This is a genomic window from Pseudooceanicola sp. DL12 (assembly GCF_056270665.1).
In genome coordinates this window covers 1,120,250-1,135,378 of sequence record NZ_CM149884.1, presented here as the reverse complement: position 1 = coordinate 1,135,378, position 15,129 = coordinate 1,120,250, and the positions used below count along the sequence as shown (strand labels likewise).

The 15,129-nt window shown below is 64.9% G+C and carries 12 protein-coding genes; 5 read left to right on the top strand and 7 right to left on the bottom strand.

What is annotated here, in order from left to right; all coding sequences use genetic code 11:
- Positions 1-71: 71 nt before the first annotated feature.
- From AC0WR5_RS05330 to choX, 7 genes are all read right to left on the bottom strand, one after another.
- Positions 72-848, bottom strand: a complete 777-nt coding sequence (locus AC0WR5_RS05330) for a MetQ/NlpA family ABC transporter substrate-binding protein (RefSeq protein ID WP_475867518.1) — start codon at positions 846-848, stop codon at positions 72-74.
- A gap of 34 nt (positions 849-882) precedes the next feature.
- Positions 883-1,557: a methionine ABC transporter permease gene (locus AC0WR5_RS05325; RefSeq protein ID WP_475867517.1), complete on the bottom strand. Its 675-nt coding sequence runs from the start codon at positions 1,555-1,557 to the stop codon at positions 883-885.
- Positions 1,547-2,617 (bottom strand): methionine ABC transporter ATP-binding protein, encoded by a 1,071-nt coding sequence (locus AC0WR5_RS05320; RefSeq protein WP_475867516.1) that lies wholly within the window; start codon positions 2,615-2,617, stop codon positions 1,547-1,549. The genes AC0WR5_RS05325 and AC0WR5_RS05320 overlap by 11 nt, the downstream gene beginning before the upstream one ends.
- A 210-nt stretch (positions 2,618-2,827) precedes the next feature.
- Positions 2,828-5,347, bottom strand: coding sequence for a calcium-binding protein (locus tag AC0WR5_RS05315; protein ID WP_475867515.1), 2,520 nt, complete (start codon positions 5,345-5,347; stop codon positions 2,828-2,830).
- Positions 5,348-5,734: 387 nt separating this feature from the next.
- Positions 5,735-6,784, bottom strand: a complete 1,050-nt coding sequence (gene choV, locus AC0WR5_RS05310; RefSeq protein WP_475867514.1) for a choline ABC transporter ATP-binding protein — start codon at positions 6,782-6,784, stop codon at positions 5,735-5,737.
- Entirely contained in the window at positions 6,781-7,617 is an 837-nt protein-coding gene (choW, locus tag AC0WR5_RS05305; protein WP_475868898.1) for a choline ABC transporter permease subunit, read from the bottom strand. The genes choV and choW overlap by 4 nt, the downstream gene beginning before the upstream one ends.
- A gap of 203 nt (positions 7,618-7,820) precedes the next feature.
- Positions 7,821-8,738 (bottom strand): choline ABC transporter substrate-binding protein, encoded by a 918-nt coding sequence (gene choX, locus AC0WR5_RS05300; RefSeq protein ID WP_475867513.1) that lies wholly within the window; start codon positions 8,736-8,738, stop codon positions 7,821-7,823.
- A 107-nt stretch (positions 8,739-8,845) separates the two neighbouring features.
- Here choX and betI point away from each other — a divergent pair, with 107 nt between their 5' ends.
- From betI to AC0WR5_RS05275, 5 genes are all read left to right on the top strand, one after another.
- Positions 8,846-9,442 carry a transcriptional regulator BetI gene (gene betI, locus AC0WR5_RS05295; RefSeq protein WP_475867512.1) on the top strand — a complete coding sequence of 199 codons (597 nt, stop codon included), beginning with the start codon at positions 8,846-8,848 and terminating at the stop codon, positions 9,440-9,442.
- A complete protein-coding gene (betC, locus tag AC0WR5_RS05290) occupies positions 9,429-10,949 on the top strand; it encodes a choline-sulfatase (RefSeq protein ID WP_475867511.1) in 1,521 nt (506 codons plus the stop codon). The genes betI and betC overlap by 14 nt, the downstream gene beginning before the upstream one ends.
- A gap of 233 nt (positions 10,950-11,182) precedes the next feature.
- Positions 11,183-12,637 (top strand): betaine-aldehyde dehydrogenase, encoded by a 1,455-nt coding sequence (gene betB, locus AC0WR5_RS05285; RefSeq protein WP_475867510.1) that lies wholly within the window; start codon positions 11,183-11,185, stop codon positions 12,635-12,637.
- Positions 12,638-12,659: 22 nt separating this feature from the next.
- The gene (gene betA, locus AC0WR5_RS05280; RefSeq protein ID WP_475868896.1) at positions 12,660-14,321 is read left to right on the top strand and encodes a choline dehydrogenase; all 1,662 of its coding nucleotides are present in this window, start codon (positions 12,660-12,662) and stop codon (positions 14,319-14,321) included.
- A 299-nt stretch (positions 14,322-14,620) separates the two neighbouring features.
- Positions 14,621-15,091, top strand: a complete 471-nt coding sequence (locus tag AC0WR5_RS05275; protein WP_475867509.1) for an NUDIX hydrolase — start codon at positions 14,621-14,623, stop codon at positions 15,089-15,091.
- Positions 15,092-15,129: the final 38 nt, after the last annotated feature.

Sequence of the window (15,129 nt, the reverse complement as noted above, 5' to 3'; positions counted from 1 at the left end):
CCCCTGCCGCAACGCGGAGGGGGCTTTTCCGGTGTCGCCTTCCCCGTATGCCGGGGAAAGATCCGGTCCTGTTACCAGGAGGTCAGGACGGTGTCGTGGTATTGCTCCTGGATGAACTGCTTCACCTTGTCGGAGTGATAGGCCTCGACCAGGGTCTTGACCCAGGGCTGATCCTGGTCGCCGTTGCGCACCACGATGATGTTCACGTAGGGGCTATCGGCGGCTTCCATCGCGATGGAGTCGGTCTTGGGGTTCAGGCCAGAAGCGATCGCGTAGTTGGTGTTGATCACGGCGATGTCGGCGTCGGCCAGCGTCCGGGGCAGCTGGGCGGCGTCAAGCTCGAGGAACTTCAGGTTCTTGGGGTTCTCGGTGACATCGAGCGGGCTGGGCACGAGGCCCGTGCCGTCGGCCAGCTTGATCAGGCCGAGGTCCTGAAGCAGCAGCAGGGCGCGGCCGCCGTTGGTGGGGTCGTTCGGGATGGCGACGCGACTGCCATCTTCCAGATCGGCCATGTCGGTGATCTTGTCGGAGTAGATGCCCATCGGCGTGGTGATCGTGGTGGCCACGGGCACCAGGTCAAAGCCGCGATCCTTGATCTGGTTGTCCAGATAGGGCTTGTGCTGGAAGGAGTTGGCGTTGATGTCGCCATCGGCCAGCGCCTGGTTCGGCACGACGTAGTCGGAGAACTCGACGATGTCGATGTCGAGGCCCATGGGCTCGGCCACTTCCTTGACCACTTCCATGATCTCGGCGTGTTCGCCGGGCGAAACGCCCACGCGAATTTCTTCGGCAGTTGCGGCACCGGCCATCAGGGCCAGTGCGGAGGCGAGGATAGTCGTTCGCAGCATTGCGATCTCCCTTGAGAAAAAGGTGTGACGGGGCCTATTGGCCCCGGTTGCGGGGGGCCCGCTTGTCGACACGTGCGGCAATCCATTCCCCAATCGATTGCACCAGCTGGACCATCACCACAAGGATCACGACGACGGCCAGCATCACTTCGGGCATGAAGCGCTGATAGCCGTAGCGGATCCCGAGGTCGCCCAGCCCCTCGCCGCCCACGGCACCCACCATGGCCGAGTAGCCGATGAGGCTGACCACGGCGAGGGTGAGGCCCAGGGCGATCCCGGGCATGGCTTCGGGCACGAGCACCTTGCGGATGATCTGGAATGGCGTGGCACCCATGGCCCGCGCTGCCTCGATCAGGCCGCTGTCGACTTCGCGGATGGCGTTTTCCACCACCCGCGCAATGAAGGGAATGGCGGCAACCGTCAGCGGCACGATGGCTGCCGTGGTGCCGATGGAAGTGCCGGCGATCATTCGGGTGAACGGAATGATCGCCACCACCAGGATGATGAAGGGCACGGAGCGGGTCGCATTGACCACCAGGCCCAGCACCTTGTTCACCACCGGCGCGGAGAGCAGCTCTCCGCGCTGGGAGGTGGCAAGGTAGACCCCGATGGGCAGCCCGAAGATGGTGCCCAGGGCGGCGGAGACCGCCACCATGTAGATCGTCTGAACCGTGGCTTCGTAGAGAAGGTTGATCAGGTTAGCGGACATAGCCGAGCACCTCCGTCAACAGGCCGTGGCGTTCGAGGTAGGCGCGGGTTTCGGCCCCCTTGTCCACGGGCACGGAAACCAGCAGGTTGCCGAAGGGCTGTTCGCTGATCTCCTCGATGGCGCCGGCGAGGATGTTCACCGGGATGCCGATATCGCGGGTGATGTTCGTCAGGATCGGATCGGTCGCGTGCCGGCCGGTAAAGGTGATCCGGATCACCTCCAGCGTATCCTCCGCCTGGCGGGTATCATGCACCTGGCCGGCAATGAAGGCCGGCAGGGTCACGCCCGTCACGCCGCCGAGGAAGCTGCGCGTGGTCGGGTGCCGCGGATTGGCAAAGACATCGTAGGTGGCGCCTTCCTCGACGATATTCCCGCCGTCGATCACCGCCACCTGGGTGGCGATGTCGCGCACGACCGCCATCTCGTGGGTGATCAGCAGCACGGTCAGCCCAAGGTCGCGGTTGATGTCCCTGAGCAGGGTCAGCACCGTCTGGGTCGTCTCCGGATCGAGGGCCGAGGTGGCCTCGTCCGAGAGCAGCACCTTGGGGCCGGTGGCCAGCGCCCGGGCGATGCCCACGCGTTGCTTCTGGCCGCCGGAGAGCTGCGAGGGGTACTGATCGCGCTGATCGACCAGCCCGACCCGTTCGACCAGGTCGGCCACGCGCTTGCGGATCTCGTTGCGCGGCACGCCGGCGATTTCCAGCGGCAGGGCGATGTTTTCCGTGACGGTACGCGAGGACAGCAGGTTGAAATGCTGGAAGATCATCCCGACTTCGCGCCGGATCGCGCGCAGCGACGAACCACGCGCCTGCCCCACGTCCCGCGCCCCCACGAGCACCTTGCCCGAGGTCGGCTTTTCGAGGCCGTTGACCATGCGCAGCAGGGTGGATTTGCCGGCACCGGACCGCCCGATGATCCCGGCAATGGCGCCGGGTTCGACCGTGAGAGATACTTCCTTGAGCGCCGTGACAAGACCTCCCCCCTTCTTAGGGAAGGACTTTTCCACCTTGTCGAATGTAATCGCGGCACCCTGCCAGTCCGACGACGCGCCGTCAGTCATGTCATGAGCGAAAGTGATGATAGGCTCCTGTGAATTGGTCGCGTCGGATAAACTCCATCACTTTCAGATATGCAAGCGGGGGTGGCGCAAGCAGACCGAAATACGTCGTATCGGTGCCCTGCGCTGGACAGTAACAGGCAGATTTCCCGCTGTGACTGAAGCCTTACCTACGTTCGCACGCCATGCGTGAGGCCGTCGCGTGGCGATGGATTAGAGCAGGAAATCGCTGGCGTCCAGATCGTTCAGGTCAATATTCCGCAGGATGACGCGATTGCCTCCCCCCGTGTCGATCACCACGTCGCGGCCCACCTGGGTCATGCAGGCGTCGCGGAGCGCGTCAAAGTCATGCACGGGAGCAACATCGCTCAGGTCGATCTTCTCGAAGGGATTGTCCGCCTCGAAATCGAGGATCACATCCTCGCCGTAGGCACCGGTAAAGACGAAGAGATCCGCGTTGAAGCCCCCGACGAGGCGGTCATTGCCTTCGCCCCCGTCCAGGGTGTCGAAACCCGCGTTGCCGGCGAGGTGATCGTTGCCATCCCCGCCCGTCAGCACGTCGTTGCCGGAACCCGCAAACAGGCGATCATTGCCGGCACCGCCATGCATCTCGTCGTCGCCGGATCCACCGAACAGGGCATCTGTCTCAGTGCCGCCGGAAAGCGTGTCGCGGCCAACCCCGCCAAAGAGCCGGTCGAAGCCGGAGCCGCCGAAGAGAATGTCGTCGCCGGTGCCGCCAAGCAGGTTGTCGGCGTGATCGCCACCGAGCAGCCGGTCGTTGCCCGCGCCGCCCAGCAGGCGGTCGAACCCCGTGCCCCCGCGCAGGACATCGTTGCCTGCCCCCCCGCTCAGCCAGTCCTCGTTGGCGCCGCCATCGACCACGTCGTCGCCACTCCCGCCCATCAGATAGTCATCCCCGGCACCGCCGTAGATGACATCGCGGCCCGCCTCGCCACTGGCAAAATCGGCGCCGTCCGCCATGTTCAGCTGATCGTCGCCCTCGCCCCCCAGCGCCCTGTCGTCATCCGATGTACCGGCGATCACGTCGTTGCCCCCCGCACCGTCAAAGATGAACCCCGGAAAGACCTGGAAGGTCGAATCCCCGTCATCGCCGCGCATGACGTTGCCGGTGTCGCCCTGCCGCATCGGCAGGCCCGCAGGGATGCGATCGACGTATTCGGCCGCCGCCACGAAATCGAATGTCGCGGGCCAGCTTTCCACGCCGTCGACGGCACTCAGCCCCTCATCGAAAAAGATGACGACCGTCTCCCAGGGCTGAAGATCGACGGATATCACCGTGTCGCCGTTGGCGAGGGTGCGGGTTGCATCCATCTCGAAGATCGGACGCCCGTCGGGATCGAGGCCATCGGCCGCGGTGCTGCCAAGGCGCGCCACGTGCACGCTGGTGCGGTCGGCATCGAGGCCGTAGGCGGCATAGTCGATTTCGACCTTGGTCGCGTATTTCGAACTGACAAAGGTGCAAATGCTGCCCTTGTCCATGAAATTGTAGAGGAAGACGTCTTCCTTGCCGTCGCCGTCGCTATCACCGGAGGTGGTGCCTTCATCCACGGTATAGCCGGTGACCAGCTCGCGCAGCAGGGTAAAGGCCGCACCGGAGAAGGCCATGTCAACCTCGCCCTCCTGGCCGGTGACGAGGGTCGAGGCGGTGTTCTGCAAGGCGGGCCAGACCTGCATCTCGTCCACGCCCTCGGCCACCAGCCGGTGAAAGAGCGACACCGTGGCGATCCCGGCCTTGGCACCACTCACCTCGCCCTCCTTGAAGGCAGCATTGCGGATGTTCCACTCGGTTGCATAGGAGCCGAGATCGCGCGGGGCCAGGCCATGTTCGGCGGCATAGCTGTCGAAACGCGCCTGCCAGTCGTTGATCAGGCCCGCATCGTCGGTAACGGCCTGGATGCCGTCCTCGCGGTCCAGCCAGGGCCGGTGGGGATAATAGTGGGCGGTCACCGCGTCGATGGCGTTGAAGAAGTCAGCCACGCTCTCGACCCCGGGATAATCCTGGTCGAGATCCTCGTTGAAGAGGTTGTTGAGCAGCGGGTTGTTGCCCTTGTAGCCGTATTTCACAAAGGCGGCCTGGGCAATGATATCGGGCGTTTCCAACAGGTTGAGGCTGTCGAGTTCCTCGTCGATCCAGACGGCCATGTTGCGCAGGAGCGCTGCGAAATCCGCGGAGGAGCCCATGACGCTGCCATTGTGTCCATCGATCCAGGAGGCAAATTCATTGCCGATCTCGAAGCCGGTGATGACGTCGCCGTTGCGATAGTCCATGGCGGTGCGGATGAAGCCCTTCACCTGCTGCTCCAGCCCGGCAATGGCCTGCAGATCGCCAGAGGCGATGATCTCGAAGAAGCGCACGGTGGGCACGACCACGGTAACCCCGGCCCCCTCGGCCGCGGCATAATCGAGAAAGGTGCCAAGACGAGTCAGCTCGGTCTGATCCGTGGAATCGGCGAAATTCGCGGCCTGGATTGCATCCGTCGCACCGGTCTCGAAGTGCCGCTCGTCGGTGATGTCGAAGTATTTTTCGGCAATGGTTCCGCCAGGATAGCGCAGGTTGCCGACCCCGATCCAGTCACTGGCCGCATCGAAGAGCCCGTCGCCCTCGATGGTATGGTCATGGTTCTGGCGGTTGGCCAGGTAGTTGCTGCCGAAATGCCTCTCGGTCACCACGTCGCCGGTGGTCACCGGCTGCAGGTCGATCTTGTACACCATTGCTCACCTCCGCCGGAATTCTCTGCGGATCGGAGGGCGAGTTTCCGGCGCAAATGTGGCGGAAATCTGAAGTGAATGTCAGTTTTGAAAGGGTTTTTCCACAACTCCGCCGGAGTGCCTCGGCGTCGCGAAATTCGGCCAACGAATTCCGAAAACGCAATATCTGCAACCCTCTGAAAAGGCCGGATTCCAACGTCGGTATCGCGTCGGTATTGCGACGGTGCGGAAATGGCCGCAAAAATCGCTTCGCGATACCTCCGCAGGGATGTTTCTGCCAAGAAAATGAAAGGCGGTGGCCCCCTCATTTTCTTGTTTGTAATATCCCGGGGGAGCGCCGCAGGCGCGGGGGCAGAGCCCCCTCCTCCCCCGCAATGGCCCGATGCCGGGTCAGGCCTCGGGCGACTTGGCGTGCAGTGCGGCCACGATGTCCTTGCGGGTGATCGAGCCGATATCCACGCCGCCCCTGCGCACGCCCACCACGTCGGCGCCGGTGGAGAGGCTCTGGATCACCACGCCCACCGGCGTGTCGGGGCCCATGTGCACATCGACCTTCTCCTGGACCGTTTCCGACATGACGTCGGAGGCCAGCAGCACGTTGAGCGGGTTCATGTGGGTCACGAAATCCTCGACGTAATCGTTGGCCGGGTTCGCGATGATCTCCTGCGGGGTGCCGATCTGCACGATGCGTCCGCCCTCCATGATGGCGATGCGGTTGCCGATCTTGAAGGCCTCGTCGAGATCGTGGCTGACGAAGATGATCGTGCGCTTCAGCTTGTCCTGCAGCTCGAGCAGTTCGTCCTGCAACCGGGTGCGGATCAGCGGATCGAGCGCCGAGAAGGGCTCGTCCATCAGCAGGATCGGCGCATCGGTGGCAAAGGCGCGGGCAAGGCCCACGCGCTGCTGCATGCCACCCGAGAGCTCGCCCACCTTGGCGCCGGCCCAGTCGGTCAGGCCGACGAGGTCGAGCTGTTCGCGGGCCTTGGCCTCGCGCTGATCCCGGGGCATGCCCGAGAGCTCGAGGCCCAGCGCCACGTTGTCGAGCACGTTGCGCCAGGGCAGCAGGCCGAACTGCTGGAAGACCATGGCGACCATCTCTCGCCGCAGCTTGCGCAGGTCCTCGCCCTTTGCGGTGGCCGCATCGAGGGTCTTGCCGCCGGTGTTCACCCGCACGGCGCCGCGCGCCACCGGGTTCAGCCCGTTGACCGCGCGCAGCAGCGTGGACTTGCCCGAGCCGGAGAGCCCCATGAGCACGAGGATCTCGCCCTCGGCCACCTGGATCGAGCAATCGTGCACGCCCAGGACCTGGCCGGTGCTCTTCTGGATCTCGGCGCGGTTCTGGCCCGCATCCATCAGCGGCAGCGCCTTGCCCGGGTTGTTGCCGAAGACGATCGAGACATTGTCGAACTCGACCGCGGGAACAGTCTTGGCTTCACTCATTTCCGGCCTCCGATCCGCAGCATTCGATCCAGGATGATGGCGACCACCACGATTACGAAGCCGCTCTCGAAGCCGAGAGAGGTGTTCACCTGGTTCAGGGCGCGCACCACCGGCACGCCGAGGCCATCGGCGCCCACCAGGGCCGCGACCACGACCATCGACAGCGACAGCATGATGGTCTGGTTCAGCCCGGCCATGATCTGCGGCAGGGCATAGGGCAGCTCGACCTTGACCAGCTTCTGGGTGGGGGTGCCACCGAAGGCCTCGGCCGCCTCGAGCAGCGGCGTCGGCGTCGAGGAGACCCCGAGGTAGGTCAGCCGGATCGGGGCCGGCAGCACGAAGATCACCGTGGCCACGAGGCCCGGCACCATGCCGATGCCGAAGAAGACGATGGCGGGGATCAGGTAGACGAAGGTGGGCAGCGTCTGCATCAGGTCGAGGATCGGCTGCATCACCTGGTAGAGGCGCGGCCGGTGCGCGGCGGCGATGCCGATGGGCACGCCGGCTGCCATGCAGACGATGCAGGAGGAGACGACCAGCGTCATGCTCTCCATCGTTTCTTCCCAGTAGTCCTGGTTGATGATGTAGAGAAAGCCCACGAACACGAAGAGGCAGGTCTTCCAGTTGCGCTGCAGGTACCAGGTGAGGGCCACGAAAATGGCGATGATCACGAAGGGGTTGGGCGCCAGCAGCAGCCAGAGCAACCCGTCGATCAGGTTCTCGGCGCCGGCGGCCACGGCATCGACGATGCCGGAGAAATTGTCGCGCAGCCAGTCGAAGAAATCGCTGGCCCAGTCCCCCACAGGAATCTTGTGGTCTTCAAGCCATTGGATCACGGCAGACCTCCTGTCTAATTACGGTTGAAGGTGCCCGGGCCGTGGTGGCCGGCGGGCGGAATGGAACGGGAATTTCGGATCGTTCGGGCAGGAGCGGCGGGCCCCGCAAAAGGGAGCGGCGGGGCCGGACCGGAGGGCCGAAGGTGGGGCAGGCGGCGGGATGGACGCCCCCTGCCCCCGCACGGCCGGGGAGGATGACCTCAGAGGCCGAGCTTCTCTTTCACCGCGGCGGCACCGTCGCCGCCGTCAACGGTGGTGATGCCGTCGACCCAGCTCATGACCAGATCGGGGTTGGCCTGCATCCAGGCCAGCGAGGCGTCATCTGCGTCTTCGCCGTCGTTGAGGATAGCACCCATGATCTCGTTTTCCATGGGCAGGGTGAACTTGAGCTGGGTGAGGAACTTGCCGACGTTGGGGCATTCCTCTGCATAGCCCTTGCGGGTCACGGTGTTGACCACGCCTTCACCGCCGAAGAAATCCTCGCCGCCGGGCAGGTACTTCAGGTCGAAGTTGGCGTTCATCGGGTGGGGTTCCCAGCCCAGGAAGACGACGTCCTCGTCCTTGTCCACGGCGCGGCGCACCATCGAGAGCATGCCCTGTTCGGAGCTTTCGACCACTTCGAAGTCGCCGAGGCCGAACTTGTCCTCCTCGGTGAGCGAGATCAGGTAGTCGTTGCCCTCGTTGCCGGGCTCGATGCCGTAGATCTTGCCGTCGAGCTCGTCCTCGAACTTGGCGATGTCGGCATAGGATTGCAGGCCCTTGTCGTAGGTATAGGTGGGCACGGCGAGCGTGTACTTGGTGCCTTCGAGGTTGGTCACGACGGTCTCGATCTCGCCCGAGTCGAGGTAGGGCGTGATGGCGCTGTTCTGCGCCGGCATCCAGTTGCCCAGGAAGATGTCGACATCGTCGCTGTCGAGCGAGGCAAAGGTCACCGGCACGGAGAGCACCTTGACGTCGACGTCGTAGCCCAGCGCCTCGAGCACCTGCTTGGCGGCCGAGGTGGTGGTGGTGATGTCGGTCCAGCCGACATCGGAGAAGCTCACGTCTTCGCAATCGGCAAAGGCTGCGCTGGCGGAAAGTGCCAAAGCGCTGGTCATGGTCAGCAGAGTCTTGGTCATTGCGTTTCCTTCTGTTGGCTTGTGGGTTGTGTTTTTGTTGATTGACGAGTTAATCAAAAACCATGCGACTATGAAAAGCAAGCAAGTCGCGGGAAAGGAGGCGCAGGATGCCCAAGATCGGGATGGAACCGGTTCGAAAAAAGGCACTGATCCACGCCACGATCGCCATGATCGGGGACGTGGGCACGCTGGACGTCACCGTCAGCCAGATCGCCAAGCGGGCGGGCATGTCCTCTGCGCTGGCGCATCACTATTTCGGGTCCAAGGAACAGATCTTCCTGGCGACGATGCGGTTCATCATGCGCGAATATGGCGAGACCGTGCGGCGCAACCTGATCGCGGCGCAGACGCCCGAGCAGCGGCTGCATGCGATCATCAATTCCTCGTTTGATTCCAGCCAGTTCGAGCAGGAGGTCGTGGCTGCCTGGCTGAACTTCTACGTGCTGGCCCTGCGCAGCGAACCGGCGGCGCGGCTGCTCGAGGTCTATGCGCGGCGGCTGCAGTCGAACCTGATGCACGAGCTGCGTCAGCTGTTTCCCGAACCGGCGGCCCGCGAGATCTCGCAGGGGCTGGCCTCGCTCATCGACGGTTTCTACGTCCGCTCGGCCCTGCAGGAATCGGTTCCCGATCAGGCAGGCATCCGCGCCGTGGTGACCGATTACCTGACACTCTGGCTGGAAAGGACACGCCGTGGCGGACACTAAGCCCAATATCCTGATTCTGATGGTCGACCAGTTGAACGGCACCCTCTTTCCGGACGGGCCGGCAGAGTGGCTGCATGCGCCCAACCTGAAGGCGCTGGCCGCGCGCTCGACGCGATTCGCCAGGACCTATACAGGCAGCCCGCTCTGCGCGCCGGGCCGGGCGAGCTACATGTCGGGGCAGTTGCCGCGGCGCACCCGCGTCTATGACAATGCTGCCGAATTCGGCAGCGCCATCCCCACCTATGCCCACCACCTGCGCCGGGCGGGCTATCAGACCTACCTGTCGGGCAAGATGCATTTCGTCGGCCCCGATCAGCTGCACGGCTTTGAAAAGCGCCTGACCACGGATATCTACCCGGCCGATTTCGGCTGGACGCCCGACTACCGCAAGCCGGGCGAGCGCATCGACTGGTGGTATCACAACATGGGCAGCGTCACCGGCGCGGGCGTGGCCGAGATCTCCAACCAGATGGAATATGACGACGAGGTCGCCTTCCAGGCCAGGCAGAAGGTCTATCAGCTGGGCCGGCGCCTCGATGACCGCCCCTGGATGATGACCGTCAGCTTTACCCACCCGCATGATCCCTATGTGGCGCGCAAGAAGTACTGGGACCTCTACGAGGACTGCGAGCACCTGCTGCCCGAGGTGCCGGCGCAGCCCTATGACGACCTGGATCCGCATTCAAAGCGCATCTTCGATGCCAACGACTGGCGCAACTTCGACATCACCGAAGAGGACGTGAAGCGTTCGCGCCGGGCCTATTTCGCCAATATCTCCTATCTCGACGACAAGATCGGCGAGATCTTCGAGGCGCTGGAAGGCACCCGGCAGGTCGAGAACACCGTGGTCATGCTGGTCAGCGATCACGGCGACATGCTGGGCAACAAGGGCCTCTGGTTCAAGATGACCTTCTTCGAGGGGTCGTCGCGCGTACCGCTGATGATCGCCGCGCCGCAGATGCCCGCGGGCCTGATCGAAACGCCGGTCAGCACCATCGACGTGAACCCGACGCTGGCCGACCTGGCGGGGATCGACATTTCCGAGATCACGCCCTGGACCGATGGCGAGAGCCTTGTGCCGCTGGCCAATGGCACCGCGCGCACCAGCCCGGTGCGGATGGAATATGCCGCCGAGGGTTCCTATGCGCCGCTGGTGGGCCTAGTGCAGGGCGACTGGAAATACATCCACTGCGAGCTGGATCCGCCGCTGCTGTTCAACCTGCGCGAAGATCCCAACGAGATGGTGAACCTGGCCGAGGATCCCGCTTTGCAAACCGTGGCAGACGGATTTGCAAAGGAAGTGCAAAGCTACTGGGACATGCCCGCCTATGACGCCGAGGTGCGCGAGAGCCAGGCGCGCCGGCTGATCGTCTACGAGGCGCTGCGCAACGGCGATTACTTCCCCTGGGATTTCGAGCCGCTGCAGCAGGCCAGCGAACGCTACATGCGCAACCACATGGACCTGAACGTGCTGGAGGAAAACCAGCGCTATCCGCGCGGCGAATGAGGCCCCGGCGCCCCCTTGGAGCGCCGGCACATGGACACGCGCCCCGAGCGGCGACGAGAGACCGCCGGCCCCGCCCTGCACGGGCACAAGGGCAAAGGGCCCGGGGCAAAGGACGCCGGCGGACAGACACCTGACAGGACGGAAGGGCCGCCATGGCCCGCCGCAAGACCCCCATCGCAGGCCCTGCCCCCTTCCCCGGCGGGACCTGCCAGAGCGATTGATCGGAGACCGAGATGAAGGACGTCCAGCCCAAGGGAAGCCATTTCATTGATGGCCAATATGTCGAGGATACCGCAGGCAAGCTGATCGAATGCCGCTATGCCGCCACCGGCGAAGTGGTGGCGCGGCTGCATTCGGCGACGCCCGCGGTGATCGCCCAGGCGCTTGCCAGCGCGAAACGTGCGCAAAGGGAATGGGCCGCCCTGCCCCCCGTGGCCCGCGGCCGGGTGCTGCGCCGGGTGGCCGACATCCTGCGCGAGCGCAACGAGGAGCTGAGCGAGATCGAGAGCATCGACACCGGCAAGCCGATCCAGGAGACCCTGATCGCCGATGCCACCAGCGGCGCCGATGCGCTTGAATTCTTTGGCGGAATCGCGGCCTCCATCACCGGTGAGACGATGCCCCTTGGTGATGATTTCGTTTACACGATCCGCGAGCCGCTGGGCGTCTGCGCCGGTATCGGGGCCTGGAACTATCCCACCCAGATCGCCTGCTGGAAGGCCGCGCCGGCGCTGGCCTGTGGCAATGCCATGGTCTTCAAACCCTCCGAGGTGACGCCCCTCTGCGCGCTGAAGCTGGCCGAGATCTTCGTCGAGGCCGGTGCACCCGCGGGCCTGTTCAACGTGGTCAACGGCTATGGCGACGTGGGTGCGGCGCTGGTGACGGCGCCCGAGGTCGACAAGGTGAGCCTGACGGGATCGGTGCCCACGGGCCGCAAGGTCTATGCCGCCGCCGCCGAGGGCATCCGCCACGTGACCATGGAACTGGGCGGCAAGAGCCCCCTGATCGTCTTCGAGGACGCAGAGATCGAGAACGCGGTTTCCGCTGCGATCAACGGCAACTTCTATTCCACCGGGCAGATCTGTTCGAACGGCACCCGCGTCTTCGTGCACGAGGACGTGGTGGAGGCCTTTACCGCACGGCTGATCGAGCGGACGAAGACCGCGCGCATCGGCGATCCGCTGGATCCGGAGGTGAACATCGGCCCGATGATCACCGACGTGCAGCGTCAGAAGGTGCTGGAATACATCGAGATCGGCAAGGCGGAAGGCGCAGAGCTGCTGCTGGGCGGGACCTGCCCCGAGGGCGAGGGCTACTGGATCGAGCCGACGGTGTTCGGCGGCGTGACCGACGACATGCGCATCGCCCGCGAGGAGATCTTTGGCCCGGTGCTGTCGATCCTGACCTTCCGTGACGAGGCCGAGGTGATCGCGCGCGCCAATGACACCGAGTTCGGCCTGGCCGCCGGGGTGTTCACCAGCGACATCAAGCGCGGCCACCGGGTGGTGAAACAGCTGCAGGCCGGCACCTGCTGGATCAACGAATACAATCTGACGCCCGTGGAGGCCCCCTTCGGCGGCGTGAAACTCTCGGGCGTGGGCCGGGAAAACTCCAGGGCCGCGATCGAGCACTTCAGCCAGGTGAAATCCGTCTATGTCGCCAGCGGTGACGTGGCCGCGGCATTCTGAGGAGGCCCGGATGAGCGAACAGATGGAAGCAGATTTCGTCATCATCGGCTCCGGCTCTGCCGGCGCGGTGATGGCCAGCCGCCTGTCGGAAGACGGCAAGAACAAGGTCATCGTGCTGGAATTCGGCGGCAGCGACGCCGGCCCCTTCATCCAGATGCCGGGGGCGCTCTCCTATCCGATGAACATGCCGCGCTATGACTGGGGGTTCTCGTCCGAGCCCGAGCCGGGCCTGGGCGGGCGGACGCTGGTCACCCCGCGCGGCAAGGTCGTGGGGGGCTCCTCCTCGATCAACGGCATGGTCTATGTGCGCGGCCATGCGCGCGATTTCGACCACTGGGCCGAGAGCGGCGCGCACGGCTGGGCCTATGCCGATGTGCTGCCCTATTTCAAGCGGGCGGAGAGCTGGCATTCCGGCGGCCATGGCGGCGATCCCGACTGGCGCGGCAAGGACGGCCCCCTGCACGTGACCCGCGGCAAGCGCGACAACCCGCTGTTCCAGGCCTTCGTCGATGCCGGCGCCCAGGCGGGTTTCGAGCTGACCGAGGATTACAACGGCCAGAAGCAGGAAGGCTTCGGCCCGATGGAGCAGACGGTCTGGAAGGGCCGGCGCTGGTCGGTGGCGAATGCCTATCTTAAACCGGCGCTGAAGCGCGAAAACCTCGAGCTGGTGCGCTGTTTCGCGCGCAGGGTGGTGATCGAGAACGGCCGCGCCACGGGTGTCGAGATCGAGCGCGGCGGCAAGATCGAGGTGGTGCGTGCGCGCCGCGAGGTGATCGTGGCGGCAAGTTCGATCAACTCGCCCAAGATCCTGATGCTCTCGGGCGTGGGACCGGCGGCGCATCTGCGCGAGCATGGCATCGAGGTGGTGGCCGACCGCGCCGGCGTGGGCCAGAACCTGCAGGATCACCTGGAGCTCTACATCCAGCAGGCCTCCATCCAGCCGATCACGCTCTACAAGTACTGGAACATCTGGGGCAAGGCCTGGGCCGGGGCGCAGTGGCTGCTGACCAAGGGCGGGCCCGGGGCCTCGAACCAGTTCGAGAGCGCGGCCTTCCTGCGCTCGAAACCGGGCGTGGAATACCCCGACATCCAGTACCACTTCCTGCCCATCGCCGTACGCTATGACGGCAAGGCCGCGGCCGAGGGGCATGGCTTCCAGGCCCATGTCGGGCCGATGCGTTCGGCCAGCCGGGGCGAGGTGACACTGAAGAGCGCGGACCCGCGCGTGGCACCGCGGATCTTCTTCAACTACATGTCGCAGGAGAGCGACTGGGAGGATTTCCGGCACTGCATCCGCCTGACCCGCGAGATCTTCGGCCAGGCGGCCTTTGATCCCTATCGCGGCAAGGAGATCCTGCCCGGCAGCCACGTGCAGAGCGACGACGAGCTGAACGACCACATCCGCGACCATGCCGAGAGCGCCTATCACCCCTGCGGCACCTGCCGGATGGGGCGTGCCGATGATCCGATGGCGGTGGTCGACCCCGAGATGCGGGTGATCGGCGTCGAGGGCCTGCGCCTGGCCGACAGCTCGGTCTTTCCGCGGATCACCAACGGCAACCTGAACGGGCCGTCGATCATGGTGGGCGAAAAGGCCAGCGATCACATCCTGGGCCGCGCGCCGCTGGCGCCCGAGAACGCCGAACCCTGGATCAACCCGCGCTGGCGCGAGAGCGACCGCTGAGAGGCGGCGGTTCAGACGAACAACGGCGGCCCCCGGGGGGCCGCCGCTCTACCCTTTTGCACTCGTGTTCGCGGGCATGTCACACAACAATGCCCTTGGATCCGGCAGAACGCCAATTCAAACATCCGGATCGGGCCACCACCCGCGATGGCGTTAGATGAAGCCGCGCGTCTTAAAATATCGTTAACAATACCACCATAGAGTGTGTCGATAACAGGCATCGGTCCGCGCAGGCGCCCCCGTCCCGGGGGCTGACGGGCCGGCAGGCGGGCGAACGGGCAGCAGAGCGGGCAGCAGGCGTGACGGCACAGGATCAGACAGCATTTGCCCTGGCCGGGTTTGGCGGGCGCGAGATTCGCACGCAATATTCCGCGCTCTGCTACCGGCTGGTGCAGAACAAGCCGCAAGTGCTGCTGATCACCTCGCGCGGAACCGGCCGCTGGATCCTGCCCAAGGGCTGGCCGATGAAGGGCCGCTCGCCGGGCCAGACCGCCCTGCGCGAGGCCTACGAGGAAGCGGGCGTGACCGGGCGCGTCGGAGAGGTGCCGCTGGGCGTCTACCGCTATCTGAAGCTGATGGACGACGGCCGTGCCCTGCCCTGTCTCGGCCTCGTCTACCCGGTGCGGGTGACCGGGCTGAAGGCCTCCTTTCCCGAGGTCGGGCAGCGCCGGCGCAAGTGGCATTCGCGCAAGAAGGCCGCAAGGAAGGTGGCCGAGCCGGAGCTGGCGCGGCTGATCCGGGATTTCAGCCCCGCGCGGCTGAAAATCTGACGGCTTCGCCCGGGGGCGAAGCCCCGCGCCCGCAGGCG

What these genes read in the sequence shown, in the direction of transcription:
- AC0WR5_RS05330 (WP_475867518.1), bottom strand. Translation starts at nt 848, where the DNA reads ATGCTGCGAACGACTATCCTCGCCTCCGCACTGGCCCTGATGGCCGGT.
- AC0WR5_RS05325 (WP_475867517.1), bottom strand. Translation starts at nt 1,557, where the DNA reads ATGTCCGCTAACCTGATCAACCTTCTCTACGAAGCCACGGTTCAGACG.
- AC0WR5_RS05320 (WP_475867516.1), bottom strand. Translation starts at nt 2,617, where the DNA reads ATGACTGACGGCGCGTCGTCGGACTGGCAGGGTGCCGCGATTACATTC.
- AC0WR5_RS05315 (WP_475867515.1), bottom strand. Translation starts at nt 5,347, where the DNA reads ATGGTGTACAAGATCGACCTGCAGCCGGTGACCACCGGCGACGTGGTG.
- choV (WP_475867514.1), bottom strand. Translation starts at nt 6,784, where the DNA reads ATGAGTGAAGCCAAGACTGTTCCCGCGGTCGAGTTCGACAATGTCTCG.
- choX (WP_475867513.1), bottom strand. Translation starts at nt 8,738, where the DNA reads ATGACCAAGACTCTGCTGACCATGACCAGCGCTTTGGCACTTTCCGCC.
- betI (WP_475867512.1), top strand. Translation starts at nt 8,846, where the DNA reads ATGCCCAAGATCGGGATGGAACCGGTTCGAAAAAAGGCACTGATCCAC.
- betB (WP_475867510.1), top strand. Translation starts at nt 11,183, where the DNA reads ATGAAGGACGTCCAGCCCAAGGGAAGCCATTTCATTGATGGCCAATAT.
- betA (WP_475868896.1), top strand. Translation starts at nt 12,660, where the DNA reads ATGGAAGCAGATTTCGTCATCATCGGCTCCGGCTCTGCCGGCGCGGTG.